This window comes from Sphaerospermopsis torques-reginae ITEP-024 (assembly GCF_019598945.1).
In the GTDB taxonomy this organism is placed as follows: domain Bacteria; phylum Cyanobacteriota; class Cyanobacteriia; order Cyanobacteriales; family Nostocaceae; genus Sphaerospermopsis.
The window spans coordinates 1,349,154-1,372,087 of sequence record NZ_CP080598.1 but is presented as its reverse complement, the minus strand read 5'-3'; the positions used below and the strand labels follow the sequence as shown (position 1 = coordinate 1,372,087).

The window sequence follows — 22,934 nt, the reverse complement described above, 5'->3', positions numbered from 1 at the left end:
AATTCAAAATCTACAACCTTGCTTCTTTGCTCGAAATACATTAACGAATCCCTTGGGTAAATTTATCAGGTGCAACTGTTATGAGTTTAGAACTAAATCTATCAGGTAAAACGGCAATTGTTACAGGTGGTAGTGCGGGAATTGGATTAGCTACCGCAAAAGCTTTGTATAGTGAAGGTGTGAATGTAGTTATTGCTGCTCGCAATCAAGAAAGATTAGAACAAGCAGTTCTTGATATTCAATCTTTACCAATAACTGGGACTAAAATTATTGGCATTAGTGCTGACTTAACTAAAGCAGAAGATGTTGAGAAAGTTATCTCTACAACAATTGCAAAATTCGGTAAAATTGACATCTTAATTAATAATGCTGGTTCAGCCCGTGCTGGCTCATTTTTAGAATTGAGTGATGAGGCATTTTTAGATGCTTGGAATTTGAAACTTTTGGGTTACATTCGATTAGTTAGAGCCGTAGTCCCCTATTTGAAAAATCAGCACGATGGACGCATTGTTAATATTATTGGTGGTGCTGGACGTACACCCCGCCCCAACTTCCTACCAGGAGGAACGACAAATGCAGCATTGCTCAACTTTACACGGGGAATTTCTAAAGAATTAGCCCAAGATAATATTAGAATTAATGCCATTTCTCCAGGATTAACAGACACAGAAAGAGCCAAAACTTTAGCAGTACAAAATGCCGAAAGTTTGGGTATTAGTGTGGATGAATATAAAGCGCAAGCTGTGAAATCAATACCTTTAGGAAAAGTAGTTAAACCTGAAGAAATTGCATCTCTAGCTTTATTTTTAGTTTCTGATTTAGCTGCTTCTATTACTGGTGCAGAAATTTTGGTAGACGGGGGAAGTACACCTGGAGTTTAAGTTATTGCGTAGGTTGATTTGACGTAAAGAAAACCAACATTTTCGGGATCTTGTTGGGTTGCGCTATGGGAGCATCCCAAATGTGTAAGTTTATTTTTTTATGAGCTTCCAACTTAAACAAGACCTGAAATGAACGAACCACGAAGGAGCGAAGGACACGAAGGTAAGAAGAAAGAAGAGAGTTTTTAGATACTTATTCTGTATTTTTGCAAAATTGGGATGCTCCCTGCGCTATCGCTTAACCCAACCTACGATTTTCTCATAAATTCGATCAGGTACTTCCAGGAAATAAATTATCTAATCTTGTGGTATGGGCTTCTAGCCCGTCCGAGTTTAAGGGCAGACTCCCGGATTTCTCACAAGAATTAATTGAATATTTTTTTATTTGGAAGTCACTAAATCCTATGGTTTTTCAAAAAAATATTCATCTTAAAAAAAGAGGAATTTCCATGACTCAAAAACAATTATTTTCTCAAGATAGCGATGTTGATCAAACCTTATTAGCTGATGTATTAGTAATTGGTGGTGGTCCTGCTGGAACTTGGTCAGCTTGGAGTGCTGCTAATAGTGGTGCAAAAGTGGTCTTAGTAGATAAAGGCTATTGTGGTACAAGTGGCTGTGCAGCCGCATCAGGTAACGGTGTGTGGTATGTTCCACCAGAACCCGACAGTAGAAAAGCAGCAATGGCTTCTAGGGAAGCATTAGGAGGATTTTTATCTAGTCGAGATTGGATGCAACGGGTACTAGATCAAACTTATGCGAACGTCAATCAACTAGCTGAATGGGGTTATCCTTTCCCTACAGATGAAGAAGGTAGACCCTATCGGCGCAGTCTCCAGGGTCCAGAATATATGCGTTTGATGCGATCGCAAGTAAAACGGGCAGGAGTGAAAATTTTAGATCACAGTCCGGCTTTACAGCTATTGGTAGATGCAGAAGGTGCTGTAGCTGGGGCGACAGGAGTTAACCGTCAGACTGGTGAAAAGTGGGTTGTGCGATCGCATTCAGTGATCATTGCTACCGGAGGCTGTGCTTTCTTGAGTAGAGCCTTGGGTTGCAATGTGCTAACAGGGGATGGATACCTGATGGCAGCAGAAGCGGGTGCAGATATGTCAGGAATGGAGTTTTCCAACGCCTATGGTATCGCACCTGCTTTTTCTTCTGTAACTAAAACCTTATTCTATAATTGGGCAACTTTCACCTACGAAGATGGGACACCTATCCCTGGTGCTGGTTCGCAAAAAGGGCGTTCTGTCATTGCCGAAACTTTGCTAACTCAGCCAGTTTACGCCATTATAGACAAAGCTTCAGAAGAAATGCGGGTGACAATGCGTTTATCTCAACCCAATTTCTTCCTACCTTTTGATCGTGCAGGTATTGATCCCTTTACTCAACGTTTCCCTGTGACTCTGCGTTTAGAGGGGACTGTTCGTGGTACAGGTGGGATTAGAATTACTGATTATACTTGTGCTACTTCTGTGCGTGGACTTTATGCTGCTGGCGATGCAGCCACAAGGGAATTAATTTGTGGTGGCTTTACCGGTGGTGGTAGTCATAATGCAGCTTGGGCGCTATCTTCAGGGTATTGGGCAGGACAGTCTGCGGCTACATACTCCCGTGATTTAGGTGTGCAAGCCAACCAAAGACCAGTTCAAGCTGTAGGTGGTGCAGGATTTATTTCTGGTAGTCAGCGCCAAACTGACAGTGAAGAAATAACCCACATTCCGCACTTCAAAATGTAGTACATATACAAGTATCATAAGCAGCATAGAGTGTTAAATATAAATACGCAATCAAGAAAGTAAAAATATAGACTTTAATTCCCATTTGACTACTAAAGAGAAACTCATAAGGCATTGAGAATAAATTCAGGAAAAAATGAGAGAATGAGACTGAAGTACCTAAAAATGCCTTCATAATATGAATTACCAAACAGAAGAAATTGAGAGTAAAAACATAGATCACTTAGGAATAATCGCAGGAATAATAGATGAAATAGGAATAGTAGAAAAAATCAACGAGATATTTTCAATAGATATCAGAGAGAAAGTAAACACAGGAGAAGTATAAATACGCAATCAAGAAAGTAAAAATATAGACTTTAATTCCCATTTGACTACTAAAGAGAAACTCATAAGGCATTGAGAATAAATTCAGGAAAAAATGAGAGAATGAGACTGAAGTACCTAAAAATGCCTTCATAATATGAATTACCAAACAGAAGAAATTGAGAGTAAAAACATAGATCACTTAGGAATAATCGCAGGAATAATAGATGAAATAGGAATAGTAGAAAAAATCAACGAGATATTTTCAATAGATATCAGAGAGAAAGTAAACACAGGAGAAGTAGTCAAAGCAATCATTCTCAATGGACTAGGCTTTGTATCAAGACCACTATATTTGTTCCCAGATTTCTTTAAAGACAAAGCCGTAGAACATCTAATAGGAACAGGAATAAAAGCAGAAGATTTAAACGACGATAAAATAGGTAGAGTCATGGATAAACTCTATAAATATGGATTAACTAAACTATTCTTAATCATTGCCTTAAGACACAAAATATTCCCATTTAGACTCAAGCTCATTACATTTACACGGGGAATATAAGAATTGCGTAAATAATCTAGAGAAAGAACTAGGAATAAATCGAGAACATCCAATAATGATTACACAAGGATATTCTCGTGACCATCGCCCAGACCTAAAACAATGTATATTAGATTTAATAGTAAGTAGTGATGGGGATATACCATTATTTTTTAGAGGGGCATCAGGAAACGAATCAGATAAAGCAGTATTTGCTCATATCTTAGTAGAATATTCTAAACAAATAGATTTTGAAAGTATCATGGTGGCTGACAGTGCATTATATAGCGAAAGTAATTTAAAATTAATGTCAAACATGAAATGGATAAGTCGAGTACCATTATCCATTAAAAAAGCAAAAAATTTAGTGAAAGCCTCCATAAATAATGAAATGAAAGCCTGTAAAATCAAAGGTTATAGCTATATCGAAGAGAAAGTATCTTATGGAGGAATAGAGCAAAGATGGTTATTAGTAGAAAGCGTAGAGAGAAAAAAAGCAGACTTAAATAAACTAGACAAAAAAATCCAAGAAGAGTTATTAAAAGCTAACAAACAAGTAGATAAATTAGAACAGGAAGAATTTGCTGATAAATCTTTAGCCGAGTTGAAAATCAAAGAAATAACAGCTAAATTAAAATATCATCAAATATCAGACTATCGAATTACCGAGACATTAAATCAAGGGAAAACAGCAGTTTATAGAGTGAAATGTAAATTAAGAGAAAATCAGGAGTTAATTACACAACAGCAAAACTCTTGTGGCAGATTTATTTTAGCCACCAATATTTTGGATGCTCAGGAGTTAGAGTCAGAAGAAATCCTCAAAATATATAAAGAACAACAATCTACAGAAAGAGGATTTAGATTTATCAAAGACCCGTTATTTTTCGCGGATAGTCTGTTTGTGAAAAATCCCCAAAGAGTAGAGACAATGATGATGTTAATGGCATTATGTCTTTTGGTTTATAATTTAGGACAAAGACAATTAAGAATGTCATTGAAGGCACAAAAAGCCACAGTTAAAAACCAACTGAATAAACCTACAGAATCTCCCACATTAAGATGGATATTTCAGTGCTTTCAAGGTATTCATCTTTTGATGGCACAAGGATTTCAACGAATTCTTAATTTAACGGAGTCGCATTGTCATATCTTGCAATTCCTACCTACTACTTGTCAAAAATATTATTTATTATCTTAGTTTTCTCTCTATTTTTACTATTTCATCGGTTATCTTTTTGATAACTGATTCCACACCTTGAATTAAATATTGTTATTGCAATAGCTTTTAAACACCTTCTAAAGCTCAACTTTGTGTGTCCATAATTTTGTTTTACATTGATACGTAATTGTTCAAACCATAAGTTTTAATTTACCGTCAATGTAGTTTGTTTATGCTACTTTTTGAAGTGCGGAATTAGATATTTTGGGGATAGCGATCGCACTCATTTCCATAGTTTTGATTACTCGCTACCGCATCAATGCTGCTTGGCTAGTTTTAGGTAGTAGTTTAATTGGTTATGGTGCTATGGCTTTAGGTTATATCAATTGACAATTCATATCACCAAGTCTCGACAAAGGGGAAGCTGAATCTGAAATTCTGTTCCCTTTCCTGGTTCTGAGAATAAATCAAGTTTGCCACTGTGTCGTTCTACCACAATTTGATAGCTAATTGATAATCCTAGTCCTGTTCCTTGCCCCACTGGTTTGGTTGTAAAGAAGGGATCAAATACTCGTAGCTTCGTATCTTCTCCCATACCTAATCCATTATCTGCAATGTAAACCAAAACCCAGCGATTATCTATCACATTAGTCCTAATAGTAATGGTAGGAATAAAATTATTTGGCTGATGAGTAATAGTTTCTTCTAAAGCATCTATGGCATTACTCAAAATATTCATAAATACCTGGTTGAGTTGTCCTGGAGAACAATCTACTAGTGGTAAAGTACCATATTCTTTATTAATAACAATTGTAGATTTATGATACTTTGATTTCAACCGATGCTGCAAAATTAATAATGTATTTTCAATGCCTTCATGAATATCAACTGGTTTAATTTCTGCTTCATCCAAACGGGAGAAATTTCGGAGAGAATGGACAATATTTCTAATTCTTTCGCTACCTACTCGCAGAGAATTGAGTAATTGTGGCAGGTCGTCACTAACAAATCCCAGTTCAAATTTTCCTATTGCTACTTGAACTGCATTTACAGGTTGAGGATAGCATTGTTGAAAAGTTTGAATTATATTTAATAAGCCTTGAACATATTCTTCTAAATAGTTGAGATTGCCATAAATGAAATTTACTGGATTATTAATTTCATGAGCAATTCCCGCTACTAATTGCCCTAAACTTGACATTTTTTCACTGTGAATCAATTGCATTTGTGTTTGTTGCAATTCTTTCAATGCTTGTTGCAAATTCTGAGTTTGGGTTTTTAGCTGTAATTCAGATTCTCGTAATTCTGCCTCGGCTTGTTTGCGTCGGGTGATATCAGTGTGAGAACCTGCCATGCGGTATGGTTTGTTCCAAACATCTCGCAATAATGTTCCTCGGCAAAGTACCCAGAGATAGTTACCATTGCGATGTTGCAAACGATATTCTTGTTCGTAGGTGGCAAGTTGCCCTTCAAAATATTGCCGAAAAGTTGTTAAAACGCGATCGCTATCATCTGGATGTAACCGCTGTTTCCATTCTTGAAAATGATTTGGGATTTCAGCTTCTGTATACCCTAACATTTCTTTCCAGCGAGTAGAAAATAAGACTTCATTAGTGTCTAAATTCCAGTCCCACAGCCCATCATTTGATCCTTTAACAGCTAGTTGAAAACTGGAAGTTATTTTACCAAAATCTTTATAAGGATGAACTTGCAAAACTTGAAAGCACTCATGAATGGATTGATAATTGAGGGGAATTGTCCAGCCTTCAGATTCTGCGGCTTTTGCTGCTGGATGATCCTTTGGTAATTTTAGCAGGGCGATCGCCACTTGTTCAGCCAATTCACTCGAAGTTTTTTGAGTAACTGCAAACGTCCATTCAGGATATAATCGCGTACTTAAAGCAAAAGGAAACTTTTCTCCATACTGCGTCTGCTGATTGATAATTTTGAAGTTTTTTAAATCAACTTTTCCCTCTAAAGCCATCTGTTCCAAATACATTTGTAGAAATAGTCCCCGCATCTGCCTTACCTTCTCCAACAGCATATATCACTGCATCATGACTATTCGTAAATTGCAAACTTTGAAAATCCCGGTAAGGATTGATCCCTGCTTCTACAATTTCTCGCCATGCTGAACGCCAACCTCCAAAAGAATTTTCCGCAACAGCAACAAAGTTTTTACCCCGTAAATCTGTAAGATTTTGAATATTATCACAATCAGCCTTACAGAAAATTACCCCACCAAACATAGTGTAAGCTCGTCCCATTCGCAAATGCTTTAAAGTTGCCAGCCGATTTACTCCATAAAGGGCTTCAAATTCCACATATATAGCCGGACTCGTAATCACAAACTTCACAACATTCTGTTCAATAGCAGCCTCAATCTGGGTGAAATTTAGAGGAACAATAGTAAAGTGATATTCAGATAGTTCAGAGGTAAGATAATCTGCTGTTTTTTGCCAAGTTTGTAGAGTATTCTGGATATCTCGATGTGCTAAAACACCGATTTTAATCAGGAGTTTCATTGCTTAGTATTAATTGTATAATAATGGAATTGAGCCTCCGGGCATAATATTTGCTGTTATGCTGATAGAATCACGAGATATTAATTGTTAATTAGGGGATGCTGAAAAAATGTAAAACCCAGATAAATCAAAGGTTACAGGCTGATAAAGAGGAAAAAAATGCAAGGTTTGTGAAGGGTATACCGGAAAAAGTGTGCATTTTTTGGGATTTCGAGAGATGGCAAAGAAATTTTCAAACCTCCTCCTGACTCCTGACTCCTGACTCCTATTCCTTCATGAAAAGACTTTTTCAGCAAACCCTAATTAGACCAGTATTTTTTGACTTATTTACTGTTAATCATCATCATCAGCAGGATCATTTAGCTGTGAAGCAATTGGTTGACTATTTTGACCAGTTAAAAATCTCAAAAAACGATTAAGTCGCTTCATACCACTCAGAGTAATTAAAGTTAAAAATCCTCCCAATAATCCCATTTGCCACAAACCACAACCAATGGCTGCTCCTAATCCTGCTGCTGTCCAAACACAGGCCGCTGTAGTCAAACCCCGGACTTTTGGCACTTCAGATTTTCTAGGAGATTCTTGCAAAATTAATCCTGCACCAAGAAAGCCTATACCAGTAGTTACACCTTGAATGGTACGACTTAGGGCATTAGTCGCAGCGAAGGAACTTTCACCTTCAGCTTGCAAAGGAATCATCACAAATAGTGCTGCTCCCATACTCACTAACATGAATGTCCTCATCCCTGCTGGTCTACCACCTTTCTGACGGTTCAATCCAATGATGCAACCGACTAAAAGAGCCAGTATTAGTCTAAAACCTATATGTATCCAATCATCGGCAGCCAAAAACATTGCACTCATGGATTGATTCCTCTGTAAGATGGAACGGAGTTTTGCACCTATTACCCGCAGGGCGAAAGATTACCCACTCGTCATCGGTGTCAGTCCAACTCCGGTAAGTTGATAGGCTTAAAGTAGTTTGTTGCTACTTTAGCAGAAAATTAAAAATAAGTAAAATAACTGAGGTACGCCCAATAGCTACAGCAATTGAGAAAGCTGCCGCATATCATTAAAAACTATCTTCGCTCCAGCAGCAGTAAGAGCGGTAGCATAGCTATGTTGGGCATAACCAAAAACAGTCATTCCTGCCGCACATCCGGCTTGCACACCTGGTACAGAATCTTCAATCACAACACAATGTTCTGGATTTGTGTTCATTTGCTCGGCTGCATGAAAATACACATCAGGAAAAGGTTTAGGACGCGGAACATCATAACAGCTATATATTTTTCCTTCAAATTGATGTAGAAGTCCTGTTAATTTCAAAACCAGTTGAATATGACGGTGGCTGCTATTCGATGCCACACATTTTGGTAATGTAATTTGTTCCAATAGTTCGGTAATGCCTGAAACTGCCTGTAATTCCTGCTGCAATGCAGGAAATTCTCTTTCCTTACAAATTTTGATAAAGTTTTTGGGCAATGGTTTCTGGTAGGATTGCTCAATAATTTCTAAACAGGTTTTCAAAGACTTGCCTATAAATTTTTGAGTCACTTCTGCATGGGTGATAGGAAAACCAAATTCAGTGAGCGTTTCTGCAAAAATGCGATTGATAATTGGTTCGCTATCAACTAACACTCCATCACAATCAAAAATTACAAGTTTGAACCCAGTTTCACCCATATTGTTACCTCAAATTTACTATTGGATTGCTAATCGGCGCATTTGGACTATCTCACTTAGTATATAACCGAATATTATAACTGAATGCTCATTAAGAAAGTAATCCCATTTCTTGATATATTGGATTTACCAATTTTCTAATATTTGATAATTGTCTAGCAAAAAAATAAGTTCCCAAAATACAACAAATACCGCCAAATAATAAAGCATTATCAACCCCAATATAATTTGCTAATCCTCCGAAAAATAAATTACCAAAAGGTAATATTCCCAAAAAAGTAGTCATAAATATACTGGTTACTCGTCCTCTTTTATCTTCTTCCACTAAAATTACTTGCAGAAAATTACTAATAGAAGCTAGAGTCAGGGTGTTTGTTAATCCCACAATAAAGATTAATACCAAACAAATTTCTAGCTGTGTGGAGCGAGAAAATAATATTAACGATAATCCCAGCACTAGAGTAGAAATTGCCATAACTTTCTCTAATCCTATTGCTTGTTTACGCTGCATTAGATAAATACCGGAAAATATAGAACCAAAAGCTGTAGCAGTCATGAGAAAACCCATTGTTTCTGCATTGCCTTTTAATACTTCCTTGGCAAATATTGGCATCATATTTATATAAGTCATTGCCATAAAACAAACTATAATTTGCAAGATTAAAATGAATTTAATCGGTGTAAAATTATATGCAAAAATAAATCCTTCTTTAAGGTTATGCCAAATTTTTTTTAGAGGAAGATTCTGTATTAATGCTGAGGTTAATTTTCATTGTTAAAATAGCTGATATAAAAGGTAAGTAGCTAATAGCATCTACTAAAAAGCATGAAGCTGCACCATTTTTTGCAATCATCAAACCCCCAATCATGGGACTAACAAATTTAGCGGTATTAATTAAAAATGAATGCACAGCCATCGCACTATATGTATCACTTCTATTTTCTACTAATCTGGGAATTGTTACTTGACGTGCTGGTAAATCAAAAGCTTTGACAATTCCTTGAAGAGTACCAATGATAATAATAGCTATAAAATTAATATGATTACTAACAGTTAAAAAGGTTAATAACAAAGATAGAAAAATAGAAACTATCTGAGTAGTTAATAACACATATCTTAAATTCCATCTATCTAGTAATACTCCTATTATTGGTGTAATAACCAAACCCATAGCTTGATTTGTAAAGCCAGCGATACCAACTAACATTGGTGAATTTGTTAATTGATAAACCATCCATACTAAAGCAATTTGTGTCATCCAAGATCCAAAAAAAGACAGGCTTTCACCAATCACAAAACAAGCTAAGTTGGGTGATTTAATTGCAGGTAGAGCTTCCAAAAAAGCAACTATTTTGTTACTTTTCTTGAAAGAAGTTCTATTTTGTTTTAACATTAAAACTACCTAATTTTTGATATGATTTTGGTGATTATCGATCTTGCAGAGTAGGCCGAATCAAGATTTCATTCACATTTACGTGCTGTGGTTGGGTAACAGCATAAATTATTGCTGCTGCTATATCTTCACTTTGTAATGGTGTAATTGCTTTTCGTCTGGTTTCAATTTCCTGCTTTGCCACTACATCGGTAATATGCTGATCAATTTCTGTTTCTACCAAACCAGGCTCAATAATAGTAACACGGATATTATCTTGATACACTTCTTGCCGTAATGCTTCCGAAAAGGCGTTTACACCCCATTTAGTCACATTATAACCAGCCATTCCTGCACGAGCGATGCGACCAGCTACGGATGAAATATTAACGATATGTCCTGATTTCTGCGCTTTGAATATAGGTAAAACTGTGTAAGTTGCGTACATTAACGCCAGAACATTAATATCAATCATTTTTCGCCAGTTTGCGGGATCTGCATTTTCAATCCTGCCTGGAAATGATATACCTGCATTGTTTACCAAAATATCTACGCGCCCAAATTCTGCATTAGCTTTTTGGATCAAATTTTTAACCTGTACTTCATCGGTAATATCTGCAACAACAGGTAATGCTTGTCTACCATTTTCAGTAATATGTTTTGCTACTGCTTCTAAACGCTCTCCCCTTCTGGCAGCAATTACTACTTTTGCCCCTTCTGCTGCTAATGAAATAGCCGTAGCTTTACCAATTCCCGAAGAAGCTCCGGTAATAATAGCCACTTTACCATCTAATTTACCTGCCATAGTAAACACCCATTGATTAATTAATAAAATACGGTAACTTGATAGAGATTTTGTAGATTTAAAATCAAGCATCTCATAGATCACTAGAAAAAGCAAGAAAAGTATTCTCTAAAGCCGCAGCAATATCTATAAATACCTGACTTGTAGCTAAACTAGAGTCAGCAAGGGTAAGAGGTTGACCAGTATCACCACCATTACAAATACGCGGATCGAGGGGAATTTTGCCTAAAAGCGGTGCTTGGAGTTCATTTGATAACTTTTCACCGCCGCCACTGCCAAAAATCGCAGTTTCTTCCCCATTTACGCCGATAAAATAGCTCATATTCTCGATAATACCGAGAACAGGAACACCCACTTGACGAAACATATAGATACTGCGACGCACATCAGCAACAGCCACTTGTTGAGGTGTTGTTACCAATATCACCCCACAAATCGGGCTTTCTTGCACAATCGTGATTTGAGCATCACCAGTACCGGGAGGCAAGTCTATCAACAGATAGTCCAATTCTCCCCACTCAACTGCATGGATAAATTGAGTAATGATTTTATGTAAGACGGGTCCACGCCATGCTAGAGGATGATCCGGTTCTGCCAACAATCCTACAGATATGACTTTGATACCATGAACTTCTAAAGGTAAAAATTTCTGACCATTAGCAGTATCAATAACTGTAACTTCCGATTGTCCTAATCCCAACATCTGAGGAACATTAGGACCATAAACATCAGCATCTAATAACCCAACTTTCGCTCCTGTTAACCTCAAAGCCGCGGCTAAATTAACTGCGGTTGTGGATTTACCCACACCCCCTTTACCGCTAGATATGGCTAATGTCGTTTTTACCCCTGGAATTGTACAAACTTGAATGTAGGTTTTTTTACACCAAGTTAATGATGATAAAACGGTTTCTATTTCTGCTTCTAAGTGCTGCTGACGAGAACCTATATACAAGCGCAAATAAATATATTGATCAACTATCCGCAGATTTCGTACCATTCCTAAACTAACGATGTCGTTTTTTAGGGTAGGTTCAATTACTTGTTTCAGGAGTTGAATAACTTCTTCTTGTGGGAGATGGGAAGAATCTGTTTGTACTTCCTCTTGCAAAAGGCTATTGTTCAAATCTGATTTTTTCAGCATTTCACGGCGATCTGGTATATAAAATTACGAAGTGAATAACTAAATGACAGAATAATTACTTTTTTTAAAGAAAAGCTTGCATTTCAATTTCCTCTATGTGATATTTTAAGAGTAAAATACGGTAACTCGATTGACATACTGTAGTTTTATCATGAATTGACTTAAAGTTTGAATATTTTATTGACCTTTACAAGTAGGGTAATGTTGAGTAAATTCTCTCTATTCCGATTATTTGAAGTTGGAATCACTTTTCTTAAAAAATCGAACTTTCGCAATTTTTTCTTACTGTTTGCAGTTGGATTAAGCTTGACTTTAGCTATTTCTGCTTGTTCTCCCAACACAACCGAAACAGCTAGTCCAAATCCAACTTCTAATGCAGCAAATAGCAATACCGTAATTCGCATTGGCTACCAAAAAGCTGCAACTGTTCTTTACGCACTCAAAGCAAAAGGGGAATTAGAAAAAGCGTTAAAAGCCTCTGGTGCTTCTGTGACATGGACTGAATTTCCCGCAGGTCCACCGATGTTAGAAGCTTTAAATGCTGGTAGTATTGACTTTGGTTACACGGGAGAAGCACCACCAATTTTTGCTCAAGCAGCAGGTACACCATTTGTATATGTTGCCTATGATCCTTGGACTCCCAAAGCAGAAGCGATTATTGTTCATAAGGATTCACCTATTAAAAATGTGGCTGATCTTAAAGGTAAAAAAGTTGCTTTTGCGAAAGGATCAAATACTAACTATTTAGTAGTCAAAGCCCTAGAAAAAGCTGGATTAAAATACACCGATATCAAACCAACTTTCCTTCCTCCAGCAGATGCTCGTGTAGCATTTGAAGGTAGAAATGTTGATGCTTGGGCAATTTGGGACCCATTTTTAGCCGCAGCCGAAAAAGCAACTGGCGCACGCACTCTCACAGATGCCACTGGATTAGCTCCCAATTTAGGTTATTATCTGGCTGCTAAATCTTTTGTAGATAAAAATCCAGAAGGTTTAAAAACAGTTTTGGATGGGGTAAATAAAGTTAGCGATTGGGCAAAAAATAATCCTACTGAAGTAGCTCAGTTACTTTCACCTGTATTGGGTATAGATGCGGCTGTTTTAGAAACAGCAGAAAAGCGGCGTGATTATGGTGTACTACCTCTGACAGAGGAAGTAATTAGCAAACAACAAGAAATTGCTGATACTTTTTATCAAATCAAATTGATTCCTAAAGAAATTAAGGTTAAAGAAGTAGTTTGGCAAGAAAAGAAATAATTTATAGTTGGTAATTGGTAATAGAAAAATTACTAATTATCAATTATTTCTAAAAATCTTCCTTGACTTTCTCTGCGCTCTCTGCGCCTCTGCGTGAGAAAAAAATTTTGAATTCTTAAAAGAGTGGTATATGGTAACAAACATCAATACACAGTGGCTAAAAACCGACGTTTTAGTAATTGGTGGTGGGACTGCGGGGACAATGGCAGGAATTAAAGCCAAACAAGCAAATCCTGATGCTGAGGTGTTAATTTTAGAAAAAGCAAATATTCGCCGTAGTGGGGCGATCGCAATGGGAATGGATGGAGTTAATACAGCCGTTATTCCTGGCAATTCCACCCCAGAACAATATACCCGCGAAGTCACCATTGCTAACGATGGTATTCTGCACCAAAAAGCCGTTTATCAAACAGGTAAATTAGGTTTTGAAACCATTCAAGAATTAGAGAATTGGGGCGTTAAATTCCAAAAAGATCCCCAAGGGAATTATGACGTTAAACAAGTGCATCGGGTAGGAAAATATGTCTTACCCATGCCAGAAGGTAAAGACTTAAAAACCATTCTTACCCGCCAAGTTAAACGCCATAAAGTGAAGGTTACAAACCGCGTTATGGCAACTAGAATATTAGTAAAAAATGGTAGAGCCATTGGTGCAGTTGGGTTTGATGTGCGCGGTGGAGATTTTGTAGTTATTCAAGCTAAAGCTGTTATACTTTCTACAGGTGCTTGTGGACGTTTGGGTTTGCCTGCATCTGGCTATCTTTATGGAACTTATGAAAATCCTACAAATGCCGGAGATGGTTATTCAATGGCTTATCATGCAGGAGCAGAATTAAGCAATATTGAATGTTTCCAGATCAACCCATTAATCAAAGATTATAATGGTCCAGCCTGTGCCTATGTTGCGGGTCCATTTGGTGCGTATACAGCCAATGCTGAAGGAAACCGCTTCATTAATTGCGATTATTGGAGTGGGCAAATGATGTTAGAGATTTGGAAAGAATTAAACTCTGGTAAAGGACCAATTCAAATGAAAATGACTCATTTGGATGAGGATACAATTTCCGAAATTGAGTCCGTTTTATGGGCAAATGAAAGACCGAGTAGAGAACGTTTTCATGAGGGTAGAGGTGAAAATTACCGTACTCATGGCGTAGAAATGAATATTTCAGAAATAGGATTATGTAGTGGACATAGTGCTTCTGGTGTGTGGGTGAATGAAAAAGCAGAAACTACAGTACCCGGACTTTATGCAGCCGGAGATATGGCCAGCGTTCCTCATAATTATATGATTGGTGCATTTGTCTTTGGTCGGTTAGCAGGAGAAAATGCCATTAATTATATTGAAAATTTAGAACATATAGAACCTGATCCTGATTTTCTGGAAACAGAAAAAGCGAGAATTTATGAACCATTAAATCAACCAAATGGTATTCCTCATACTCAAGTTGAATATAAGTTACGCCGAATAGTGAATGATTATCTACAACCACCAAAATCCGGTAATAAAATGGAAATTGGACTAAATAATTTTGTGCGTTATCATGAAATATTAGCCCAAATGGGAGCGCGTGACCCTCATGAACTGATGCGGTGTATGGAAGTACATTTTATCCGTGATTGTGCAGAAATGGCAGCACGAGCATCTTTATATCGTCGGGAAAGTCGTTGGGGTTTATATCATTATCGGTTGGATTTTCCAGATAAAAATAATGAAGAGTGGTTTTGTCATGTAAATTTGAAAAAGAATGAATTAGGAGAAATGATTTTATTCAAACGTCAAATTGAGCCTTATGTTGTGGAGGTTGATTTACAGCAAGAAGTTTATGATGTTGCGGTTAGATAATTAGATAATTAGTAAATCAGAAACTAATTAAAAACCTCCTTATTTTTTGATAGTCAACCTACTTGAATAACTAGAACTACCCATGTCAGAAAACTATCGTTTTGAAACCCTACAAGTCCATGCTGGACAAGAACCTGCACCTGGTACTAATGCCCGCGCTGTACCAATTTATCAAACCACTTCCTACGTTTTTGATGATGCTGAACATGGAGCGCGGTTATTTGCTCTCCAGGAATTTGGTAACATTTATACCCGGATCATGAATCCGACAACGGATGTATTTGAAAAAAGAATTGCAGCATTAGAGGGTGGTGTGGCAGCTTTAGCCACTTCTAGCGGTCAAGCGGCACAATTTTTGGCAATAAGTACGATCGCTCAAGCAGGAGATAATATTGTTTCTACCAGTTTCCTCTATGGGGGAACTTATAACCAGTTCAAAGTTTCCTTACCACGATTGGGAATAAATGTCAAATTTGTGGAAGGAGATGACCCAGAAAATTTCCGTCAAGCAATTGATGAAAACACAAAAGCTCTCTACGTTGAAACCATTGGTAATCCCCAATTTAACATCCCCGATTTTACAGCCTTAGCCCACATTGCCCACGAAAATGGTATTCCTTTAATTGTAGATAATACCTTTGGTGCAGGTGGATATCTAGCACGACCAATTGAACATGGTGCAGATATTGTTGTGGAATCTGCAACCAAGTGGATTGGTGGACATGGTACATCTATTGGCGGTGTAATAGTTGATTCTGGTAAATTTGACTGGGGTAATGGCAAATTTCCCCTCTTTACCGAACCTTCCCCTGGTTATCATGGATTGAATTTTCAAGAAGTATTTGGGAAAGGTAGTCAATTTGGTAATATTGCTTTTATTATTCGCGCCAGAGTCGAAGGATTACGAGATTTAGGAGCAGCATTAAGTCCATTTAACGCTTTTCTATTACTGCAAGGATTAGAAACCCTTTCCCTGCGTGTAGATCGTCATGTTAACAATGCTTTAGAATTGGCTAAATGGTTAGAACAACAAGAGCAGGTAGCATGGGTTAATTATCCAGGACTTCCCAATCATCCATATCATGAACGAGCTAAAAAATATCTCCGACATGGTTTTGGGGGAGTTCTCAATTTTGGTATCAAAGGTGGACTAGAAGCAGGTAAAGCTTTTATTAGTAATGTGAAATTAGCCAGTCATTTGGCTAATGTTGGTGATGCAAAAACCCTTGTTATTCATCCTGCTTCTACAACTCATCAACAGCTAAGTGATAGTGAACAAATTTCGGCTGGTGTAACACCAGATTTAGTGCGGGTATCTGTGGGAATTGAACATATTGACGATATTAAGGAGGATTTTGAACAAGCATTTAAGAAGGTGACAGGTGACAGGTGACAGGTGACAGTAAAAGAAAGTAAGGGTACAGAGGAAAAATTGTCTGTTCCCTATTCCCTATTCCCTATTCCCTGCTTATGAAATACCTAGACTTCATTTCACCACAAACCCAGTTTTACCAGTTATCAAAACCATTTCCATTAGAATCTGGTGAAGTATTAATTAATGTTCAGGTTGCTTACCGTACTTGGGGAAAATTAAACATAAACCGCGATAATGGAGTCTTAATTTGTCACGCGCTTACTGGTTCTGCGGACGCTGACGACTGGTGGGGAGATTTGTTTGGTTCTGGGAAAGCCTTTGATCCTGCTCAGGATTTTATCGTGTGCAGCAACATTTTAGGAAGTTGTTACGGTACAACTGGAGCAACTTCTATTAACCCAAATACAGGAAAGGTTTATGGTGCATCTTTTCCCAGAATTACAATTCGGGATATGGTTCACCTCCAAGCTGCACTTTTAGAATATTTAGAAGTTAAATTTCTACAGTTGGTAATTGGTGGTTCATTGGGTGGAATGCAAGTTTTAGAATGGGCTTTATTATATCCAGAAAAGGTGAGAGCGATCGCACCAATGGCATCACCTGGAAAACATTCAGCATGGTCTATTGGTTTAAGTGAAGCACAAAGACAGGCAATTTATACAGATCCAAATTGGCAAGGGGGAAACTATACAAGTGATGCACCACCGAACCAAGGACTAGCTGTAGCACGAATGATGGCAATGATTACCTATCGTTATTGGGAGAGTTTTTCAAATCGTTTTGGCAGACAGCAGGATGAATCCAATCAGTTTGCTATGGCTAGTTATTTACATTATCAAGGTCAAAAACTAATAGAACGTTTTGATGCTAATACTTATATTACATTAACTCATGCAATGGATAGTCATGATGTGGGATGGAATAGAAAAGATTATCAATCGGTTTTGCAAAGTATCAATCAACCAACTTTAATTATCTCCATTGATTCTGATGTTCTTTATCCTCCAGTAGAACAACAAGAATTAGTAGATTTAATTCCTCATGCTCAATTGGGTTTGCTCAAATCAATCCACGGACATGATGCTTTTTTAATTGATCTGGAAGCATTGAATGAAATGGTGGTTTCTTTTAGGGAAGAATTGGAATTTTTTGTTTAATTTTTAATCAAATTAGGAAGTTACACAATTATGGCTTTAATTAATCAAAGAGTAGATGTCCCAGTAATTGTGGATGAATCTAAATGTTTAGAAAAATGTGTTGCTTGTATTGAAGTTTGTCCTTTGGATGTGTTAGCAAAAAATCCAGAAACAGGAAAAGCGTACATGAAATATGATGAATGTTGGTTCTGTCTACCCTGTGAGAAAGAATGTCCAACAAATGCGATTACAGTACAAATTCCTTTTTTATTGCGGTAGAGGTGCAGAAATGTTTACAGATACAGATTCAGAATTAAATCAATGGTTGGAAATGTTGCGATCGCCTGATGTGAGCGATCGCCTAGTTGCGGTAAAATCTCTACAACATCTAGGAGAAGACGCAGCAGTTGACGCTTTAATTATCGCTCTCCAAGATGAAAGCACCGCAGTACAAAAAATAGCCGTATCTGCACTTTGGGAACTTGCTAATCCTGTTGCTGTACCCGCTTTATTAAAAACTCTCGCTTCCCCAGATATAGAAGTTCGCACTGAAGCATTATCAGCATTAGGTGAATTAGTCACCACAGATCATTTATTGCTTTTATTGGATGCACTGAATCAAGAAAATATCAATCTCCAAATTAACATCTTAATCTTATTGCGGAAGATACATGATATTCAATCTTTACCTGCGGTGTTATCTTTTTTTGATTCCAAATATTCAGAACTCCGAGAAGCTGCTGTGACAACTTTACGTTATTTAAACCAAGTACAAATCTGTCCACCAGCTTTATCTTTAATTAATGATTCTGATGATAATGTCCGTCGTGCAACAGCATTAACTTTAGGACATTTAGTAGATCAAGAAATTGTCACATTATTGAGTCAATTATTAACTTCCGATCCTGATTGGCAAGTACGACGCAATGCAGCTAAATCTCTAGCAATTCACGCTAATTCAGAAGCAATTACAGCTTTGAAAATTGCTCTAGAAGATGAACATTGGCAAGTGCGAAAATTCACGCTTCAAGTATTACAAAAAATGCCAGATCAAAATTTATTGCCTGATTTGATTAAAGCACTAACAGACGAATATTCTGATGTCAGAAAAGAGGCAGCTATAGCACTTGGTAACTTAGAAAATGCTGATGCTTTAAATGCACTTCAACAAGCACTAGATGATCCTGATAGAGATGTTTCTATTTACGCGGAAAGAGCAATTAAAAAGATTGAAAATTTGGCTATTTAAAGATGTACAAATTTGCCCCTGCTTGGGAACAAGAAACAATAGTTTTTGGTGCTTCTCGACCTGGATATACTGATAATCAGGTATATGATTGGATTGAGTTTATGAAATTCCAAAATATCAGGCGAGTTTGCTGTTTACTTAGTGAAAAACAACTAGCTAATTATGCCCACCTTTTAGATAAATATCGGCAAGAATTTGGTAATAAAAAAATTTGTTGGACACCAATTGAAGATTTTTATTTATCTGATTTAGAAACACTCACAGAGAAAATTATACCTTTTTTGATCACAGCAAATCAACAAAATGAAAAAGTAGTTGTGCATTGTGCTGGTGGAATTGGCCGCACTGGACATATATTAGCAGCGTGGTTAGTTACTATGCGGGGATTTTCTAATCAAGATGCAATTTCTGCTGTTATAAGAACAGGAAGAAATCCTCATGAAGCTGTAATGTTAAGTGAAAATCCATTACAAGTTGCACGAGAATTAAATGTGCTGCTGAATAATTGTCGTCTAGCATTCTTAACTAATTGATGGATATTGCTGAATTTGTCTGAAAAATCAGCAATTTATCAACACTTTACCTTTGATAAAATAGGTGATTATCAAAATCATTGTAAAATTGCAACCGACCAGTTCCCACAACTAAATTATTCGTCTTTTCACCAGAGGAAATAACATGAACTCGAAATAGATAAATACCTTCACTGACGGGATTATAAAAAGGTTTTAAAGCAATAGTAATTGTTTGATTTGCAGAAATTGGTTTATCAAAAGTAGCAATGATAGTTTGTGGTTGAGTTGAACTTTTGGTTAGGGTAATACCTAGCTTTTCTTTTTGTCCATCTGCTTCTACAAAAGCAAAACTGTTTTTCTGATTGAATTTGATATTTTCTACACCTTCTATTTGTGTCAAAACAACTTGTTTTAATTGCCAATTAGCCAGAGATTCTGGTAATTTGATTGTAAAATAATAAGTTGCGTTCCAAGAACCTGTTTGATTGTAAGTTGTTTTGGCAGTCAATAATTTTGTTGCTGGTATTCCATAAGTAGCAGGTACAGATAACAAAAAGATTCCTGTACTAATAGCTAGGGTTTTACATAAAGTTTGAAAGCTGTTCATATTTTTGAATTGGATGTTTTAAATGGGTTTTTATATTGAATTACACTCTTTTAGTTTAGCAAGTGGAAGTCACTAATAATTACACATATTAGTTAATTTTAATCGTCCTAATTCCTATCTGATTAGGTGGATTAAATGAGAGGTTATATCGCAATACTGCTCACTTAACTAAATATACTTTAGGTTATGCGATCGCTAAACTCGCCCCAGGCATCGCACAATCCAAGCATAATCCAAAAAAATTGTCAAGCCAACCTACAGAGCGATAAAATAATTCTATCAAAGGAGATGTAAATAAGTTGGAGACAGTGCAAATGCAAAATCCGTTTCCTGGTATGAATCCGTATTTAGAACAACCTGAATTATGGCATCAAGTACATAATCGTTTAATTGTCGCTATAGCTGATGATTTAACTCCTCAAATTGCCCCTCAATACAGGGTTTCTATTGAGGAGCGAGTTTACACAAGTGTGGATGATATTTTCCTAGTGGGAATTGCTGATGTAGCTGTTGCGAAAAGAAATAATAATGCAGAAACTGGGACAACTTTAACTACTACAAAACTAGCAGAACCTAGTAAAGTTAAAGTTCCCATGTATGAAGAAGTAATTGAGCGATTTTTGGAAGTGAAAGCCACACAAAGCCGGGAAGTAGTGACTGTAATTGAAATACTTTCTCCCAGAAATAAACGGTCTAAGGAAGGTAGAACAGTTTACGAAAATAAGAGACAGAAAATTTTAGCATCTGCTACTAATTTAGTGGAAATTGACCTATTGAGATTAGGTGAATCTTTGCCAATTATAGGAGCAAATAAAAGCGATTATCACATTTTAGTTAGCCGCAGTCATCAACGACCAGATGCAGACCTTTACAGTTTTGATTTACAAGATCCTATTCCTGTTTTTCCCGTTCCTTTGCGTTCGGGAGAAAATGAACCTGTGATTGATTTACAGAGGTTACTTAATGAAATCTATGAACGGGCTAGATTTGATTTAGCAATTGATTATTCACAAGTTCTAAAACCTGGTTTATCTTCTGATCAGGAAGCTTGGGTAAGGGAGATATTGATGAAGGTATTGCTTTAGGAATCTAATTTCATTAGGAATCTAATTTCATCAGGAAAATTTTGAACCTAAATAGAACTCCTGACTCAAAAGCCAGTATACCCACACATATAACCTACTATGACACTTGAATAATCAATTGAAAATGCTGTACGGCATGAAACTCCTTTAAAATTTGAACTACCAATTGAAATAGTAGATTTATCTGGAGCAGTTGCCCTCAATCCATTTTGATCTCCAAAAATTCTAGCTCCTTTATAGTACATATTGATTTTAGTGATAATTATTTCACTGGGCGGTTTGTATTGAAGTTGAAGTGCTATGTCACGCAATTTTCTTCTTATAGTAACTTTACCTCCAGAAAATGTTATGTCCCAGTTACTAGTTGAACCAATCCACTCATTCTTAACAATGCGAAAAAGTTCATTACCTTCCTCGTCACAGAATACACCTGTTATCAAGTAAGGAGTATGAGCTTTTTCCGGTGGTTCAATCTGGAGTATAGGTTCTCCAAACACTTCAAATATAGTTATAGTTTTTTCCCATCTTGTTGTCCCTACCACAACTACTGGATAATCATTCTCCATTTTCAATCTATGAGCAGTATAACCTCTTCTTAAACAAAATGGATTCTTTGAATTCTCACTAACCAGAAGTTTAGATCCAAATCCTGTTGTTACTTCATTATGACAACCTCCACAAAGTAAGGCAATACCATCTGGGTCGTGTTGTTTTGCTTGTGTAAAAGGAGGATTAAAATGTTCATATTGAACTATAGCATTACCACAGATTACACAACCAAATCCACATCTCTGTCTCACTTTTCTCTTTACATCTTCTGGTATATCTCTTGAAAGTCCGTGTTTATTGTAGTCAGTCAAATTAAAAACCTTCCTTATTTTTCAACTAACTAATTTATAAATATTTGTACTTACATTATACGTGATCGCTCAGTAAGTATAGCGATCGCTTCCAGCACTGCTAGAGGCGATCGCTCTATTTAAATTGAGTAGACGCTGAAAGTACAATAAAATTATCCTGCATTTAAACCCCATCATGGTTATCCCAGAACTCGAACAACAACTCCTTCAGCTTTCACATAACGATAAACTGTATATTATTCAACTCCTTGCCCAAAGCCTAACTACAAGCAATACCAACTCAGAACAACCTACTAAAATCTCAGAATTTTTCCGTCAATCCCCCTTGGCTGAACTCGCTGAAGAACTCGACTTAAACCGCGATCGCAGTCTACCCCGCGATACCTTTACCCCATGACCTACCTCCTTGATACTTGTCTAATTTCTGAACTTGTTGCCAAACAACCAAATCAAAAAGTTTTAGATTGGGTAGATGCCCAAGTTCCAGAAACACTTTACCTCAGTGTAATTACTGTTGGCGAAATCGCTAAAGGCATCTGCCAACTTACTCCATCTAAGAGAAAAGACTCTCTCACAACTTGGCTAAACGAAACCCTACCCAATCGCTTTGAACACAGAATCTTAACTGTAGATGTTTCAACAATGGTCTTATGGGGAAATTTGGTTGCGTCACTTGAACAGAATGGCCGACCTATACCCGCTATGGATTCTCTCATTGCAGCGATCGCACTTCAACACTCTCTATCACTTGTCACTCGTAACGAAAATGATTTTGCTGGTACTGGGGTTGTCATCATTAATCCTTGGTCTTGACTTTTAGAAAAAATATGCCAAACTAA

Annotated in this window: 22 protein-coding genes and 3 pseudogenes; 15 read left to right on the top strand and 10 right to left on the bottom strand. The window is 36.9% G+C overall.

The annotated features are described in order from the left end of the window. Positions 1–80: 80 nt before the first annotated feature. The 5 genes and pseudogenes from K2F26_RS06295 (at position 81) to K2F26_RS25120 (ending at position 5,022) form a co-directional block, all read left to right on the top strand. Positions 81–881 carry an SDR family oxidoreductase gene (locus tag K2F26_RS06295; protein ID WP_220610784.1) on the top strand — a complete coding sequence of 267 codons (801 nt, stop codon included), beginning with the start codon at positions 81–83 and terminating at the stop codon, positions 879–881. A 449-nt stretch (positions 882–1,330) separates the two neighbouring features. After that, positions 1,331–2,596 (top strand): annotated as a pseudogene (locus K2F26_RS06290) (FAD-dependent oxidoreductase); the annotation flags it as partial. A gap of 205 nt (positions 2,597–2,801) precedes the next feature. Beyond that, positions 2,802–2,948, top strand: a pseudogene (locus K2F26_RS06285) (DUF4277 domain-containing protein); the annotation flags it as partial. Between the two features lie 138 nt (positions 2,949–3,086). After that, positions 3,087–4,671, top strand: a pseudogene (locus K2F26_RS06280) (IS1634 family transposase). 225 nt (positions 4,672–4,896) lie between these two features. Next, positions 4,897–5,022, top strand: a complete 126-nt coding sequence (locus K2F26_RS25120; RefSeq protein WP_302850043.1) for a hypothetical protein — start codon at positions 4,897–4,899, stop codon at positions 5,020–5,022. A gap of 4 nt (positions 5,023–5,026) precedes the next feature. Here the strand turns inward: K2F26_RS25120 and K2F26_RS06275 are convergent, their stop codons facing one another. From K2F26_RS06275 to K2F26_RS06245, 8 genes are all read right to left on the bottom strand, one after another. Next, positions 5,027–6,652 (bottom strand): PAS domain-containing protein, encoded by a 1,626-nt coding sequence (locus K2F26_RS06275; protein ID WP_220610782.1) that lies wholly within the window; start codon positions 6,650–6,652, stop codon positions 5,027–5,029. Further along, on the bottom strand, positions 6,594–7,157 hold the full coding sequence (locus K2F26_RS06270; protein WP_220610781.1) for a phosphate/phosphite/phosphonate ABC transporter substrate-binding protein: 564 nt from the start codon (positions 7,155–7,157) through the stop codon (positions 6,594–6,596). Before K2F26_RS06270 ends, K2F26_RS06275 begins: the two co-directional genes overlap by 59 nt. 333 nt (positions 7,158–7,490) lie before the next feature. After that, positions 7,491–8,021 (bottom strand): MgtC/SapB family protein, encoded by a 531-nt coding sequence (locus K2F26_RS06265; RefSeq protein ID WP_194057100.1) that lies wholly within the window; start codon positions 8,019–8,021, stop codon positions 7,491–7,493. 177 nt (positions 8,022–8,198) lie between these two features. Then, complete coding sequence (locus tag K2F26_RS06260) at positions 8,199–8,843, bottom strand: HAD family hydrolase (protein ID WP_194057102.1); 645 nt, start codon at positions 8,841–8,843, stop codon at positions 8,199–8,201. Positions 8,844–8,934: 91 nt separating this feature from the next. Next, on the bottom strand, positions 8,935–9,543 hold the full coding sequence (locus K2F26_RS25050) for an MFS transporter (protein ID WP_251073315.1): 609 nt from the start codon (positions 9,541–9,543) through the stop codon (positions 8,935–8,937). Positions 9,544–9,559: 16 nt separating this feature from the next. Continuing rightward, entirely contained in the window at positions 9,560–10,237 is a 678-nt protein-coding gene (locus K2F26_RS25045; RefSeq protein ID WP_251073312.1) for an MFS transporter, read from the bottom strand. 34 nt (positions 10,238–10,271) lie between these two features. After that, entirely contained in the window at positions 10,272–11,021 is a 750-nt protein-coding gene (locus K2F26_RS06250; protein WP_194057165.1) for an SDR family NAD(P)-dependent oxidoreductase, read from the bottom strand. Between the two features lie 73 nt (positions 11,022–11,094). Next, positions 11,095–12,165, bottom strand: a complete 1,071-nt coding sequence (locus K2F26_RS06245) for an Mrp/NBP35 family ATP-binding protein (RefSeq protein WP_220610780.1) — start codon at positions 12,163–12,165, stop codon at positions 11,095–11,097. Positions 12,166–12,366: 201 nt separating this feature from the next. Between K2F26_RS06245 and K2F26_RS06240 the strand changes: the two genes are divergently transcribed. The 7 genes from K2F26_RS06240 (at position 12,367) to K2F26_RS06210 (ending at position 19,561) form a co-directional block, all read left to right on the top strand. Then, complete coding sequence (locus K2F26_RS06240) at positions 12,367–13,422, top strand: sulfonate ABC transporter substrate-binding protein (RefSeq protein ID WP_220610779.1); 1,056 nt, start codon at positions 12,367–12,369, stop codon at positions 13,420–13,422. 130 nt (positions 13,423–13,552) lie between these two features. Beyond that, positions 13,553–15,268 carry a fumarate reductase/succinate dehydrogenase flavoprotein subunit gene (locus K2F26_RS06235; protein ID WP_220610778.1) on the top strand — a complete coding sequence of 572 codons (1,716 nt, stop codon included), beginning with the start codon at positions 13,553–13,555 and terminating at the stop codon, positions 15,266–15,268. Positions 15,269–15,350: 82 nt separating this feature from the next. Further along, entirely contained in the window at positions 15,351–16,661 is a 1,311-nt protein-coding gene (locus K2F26_RS06230; RefSeq protein ID WP_220610777.1) for an O-acetylhomoserine aminocarboxypropyltransferase/cysteine synthase family protein, read from the top strand. A gap of 77 nt (positions 16,662–16,738) precedes the next feature. Beyond that, positions 16,739–17,800, top strand: a complete 1,062-nt coding sequence (gene metX, locus K2F26_RS06225) for a homoserine O-acetyltransferase MetX (protein ID WP_220610776.1) — start codon at positions 16,739–16,741, stop codon at positions 17,798–17,800. A 30-nt stretch (positions 17,801–17,830) separates the two neighbouring features. Beyond that, positions 17,831–18,058: a 4Fe-4S dicluster domain-containing protein gene (locus tag K2F26_RS06220; RefSeq protein WP_027401230.1), complete on the top strand. Its 228-nt coding sequence runs from the start codon at positions 17,831–17,833 to the stop codon at positions 18,056–18,058. 10 nt (positions 18,059–18,068) lie between these two features. Next, positions 18,069–19,028, top strand: coding sequence for a HEAT repeat domain-containing protein (locus K2F26_RS06215; RefSeq protein WP_220610775.1), 960 nt, complete (start codon positions 18,069–18,071; stop codon positions 19,026–19,028). Positions 19,029–19,030: 2 nt separating this feature from the next. Further along, positions 19,031–19,561 (top strand): protein-tyrosine phosphatase family protein, encoded by a 531-nt coding sequence (locus K2F26_RS06210; RefSeq protein WP_220610774.1) that lies wholly within the window; start codon positions 19,031–19,033, stop codon positions 19,559–19,561. 46 nt (positions 19,562–19,607) lie between these two features. Here K2F26_RS06210 and K2F26_RS06205 read toward each other — a convergent pair whose 3' ends face one another. Next, the gene (locus tag K2F26_RS06205) at positions 19,608–20,150 is read right to left on the bottom strand and encodes a DUF2808 domain-containing protein (RefSeq protein WP_194057120.1); all 543 of its coding nucleotides are present in this window, start codon (positions 20,148–20,150) and stop codon (positions 19,608–19,610) included. Between the two features lie 314 nt (positions 20,151–20,464). Between K2F26_RS06205 and K2F26_RS06200 the strand changes: the two genes are divergently transcribed. After that, positions 20,465–21,235: a DUF4058 family protein gene (locus K2F26_RS06200; RefSeq protein WP_220610773.1), complete on the top strand. Its 771-nt coding sequence runs from the start codon at positions 20,465–20,467 to the stop codon at positions 21,233–21,235. A gap of 65 nt (positions 21,236–21,300) precedes the next feature. Here K2F26_RS06200 and K2F26_RS06195 read toward each other — a convergent pair whose 3' ends face one another. Continuing rightward, the gene (locus tag K2F26_RS06195) at positions 21,301–22,095 is read right to left on the bottom strand and encodes an HNH endonuclease (RefSeq protein WP_220610772.1); all 795 of its coding nucleotides are present in this window, start codon (positions 22,093–22,095) and stop codon (positions 21,301–21,303) included. A 175-nt stretch (positions 22,096–22,270) separates the two neighbouring features. Between K2F26_RS06195 and K2F26_RS06190 the strand changes: the two genes are divergently transcribed. Together K2F26_RS06190 and K2F26_RS06185 are read left to right on the top strand one after the other, a co-directional pair. Continuing rightward, positions 22,271–22,492 (top strand): hypothetical protein, encoded by a 222-nt coding sequence (locus tag K2F26_RS06190; protein WP_220610771.1) that lies wholly within the window; start codon positions 22,271–22,273, stop codon positions 22,490–22,492. Further along, entirely contained in the window at positions 22,489–22,908 is a 420-nt protein-coding gene (locus tag K2F26_RS06185; protein WP_220610770.1) for a type II toxin-antitoxin system VapC family toxin, read from the top strand. The genes K2F26_RS06190 and K2F26_RS06185 overlap by 4 nt, the downstream gene beginning before the upstream one ends. Positions 22,909–22,934 lie beyond the last annotated feature (26 nt).

What these genes read in the sequence shown, in the direction of transcription:
- K2F26_RS06295 (WP_220610784.1), top strand. Translation starts at nt 81, where the DNA reads ATGAGTTTAGAACTAAATCTATCAGGTAAAACGGCAATTGTTACAGGT.
- K2F26_RS06275 (WP_220610782.1), bottom strand. Translation starts at nt 6,652, where the DNA reads ATGCGGGGACTATTTCTACAAATGTATTTGGAACAGATGGCTTTAGAG.
- K2F26_RS06270 (WP_220610781.1), bottom strand. Translation starts at nt 7,157, where the DNA reads ATGAAACTCCTGATTAAAATCGGTGTTTTAGCACATCGAGATATCCAG.
- K2F26_RS06265 (WP_194057100.1), bottom strand. Translation starts at nt 8,021, where the DNA reads ATGAGTGCAATGTTTTTGGCTGCCGATGATTGGATACATATAGGTTTT.
- K2F26_RS06260 (WP_194057102.1), bottom strand. Translation starts at nt 8,843, where the DNA reads ATGGGTGAAACTGGGTTCAAACTTGTAATTTTTGATTGTGATGGAGTG.
- K2F26_RS25045 (WP_251073312.1), bottom strand. Translation starts at nt 10,237, where the DNA reads ATGTTAAAACAAAATAGAACTTCTTTCAAGAAAAGTAACAAAATAGTT.
- K2F26_RS06250 (WP_194057165.1), bottom strand. Translation starts at nt 11,021, where the DNA reads ATGGCAGGTAAATTAGATGGTAAAGTGGCTATTATTACCGGAGCTTCT.
- K2F26_RS06245 (WP_220610780.1), bottom strand. Translation starts at nt 12,165, where the DNA reads ATGCTGAAAAAATCAGATTTGAACAATAGCCTTTTGCAAGAGGAAGTA.
- K2F26_RS06240 (WP_220610779.1), top strand. Translation starts at nt 12,367, where the DNA reads ATGTTGAGTAAATTCTCTCTATTCCGATTATTTGAAGTTGGAATCACT.
- K2F26_RS06235 (WP_220610778.1), top strand. Translation starts at nt 13,553, where the DNA reads ATGGTAACAAACATCAATACACAGTGGCTAAAAACCGACGTTTTAGTA.
- K2F26_RS06230 (WP_220610777.1), top strand. Translation starts at nt 15,351, where the DNA reads ATGTCAGAAAACTATCGTTTTGAAACCCTACAAGTCCATGCTGGACAA.
- metX (WP_220610776.1), top strand. Translation starts at nt 16,739, where the DNA reads ATGAAATACCTAGACTTCATTTCACCACAAACCCAGTTTTACCAGTTA.
- K2F26_RS06220 (WP_027401230.1), top strand. Translation starts at nt 17,831, where the DNA reads ATGGCTTTAATTAATCAAAGAGTAGATGTCCCAGTAATTGTGGATGAA.
- K2F26_RS06215 (WP_220610775.1), top strand. Translation starts at nt 18,069, where the DNA reads ATGTTTACAGATACAGATTCAGAATTAAATCAATGGTTGGAAATGTTG.
- K2F26_RS06210 (WP_220610774.1), top strand. Translation starts at nt 19,031, where the DNA reads ATGTACAAATTTGCCCCTGCTTGGGAACAAGAAACAATAGTTTTTGGT.
- K2F26_RS06205 (WP_194057120.1), bottom strand. Translation starts at nt 20,150, where the DNA reads ATGAACAGCTTTCAAACTTTATGTAAAACCCTAGCTATTAGTACAGGA.
- K2F26_RS06200 (WP_220610773.1), top strand. Translation starts at nt 20,465, where the DNA reads ATGCAAAATCCGTTTCCTGGTATGAATCCGTATTTAGAACAACCTGAA.
- K2F26_RS06190 (WP_220610771.1), top strand. Translation starts at nt 22,271, where the DNA reads ATGGTTATCCCAGAACTCGAACAACAACTCCTTCAGCTTTCACATAAC.
- K2F26_RS06185 (WP_220610770.1), top strand. Translation starts at nt 22,489, where the DNA reads ATGACCTACCTCCTTGATACTTGTCTAATTTCTGAACTTGTTGCCAAA.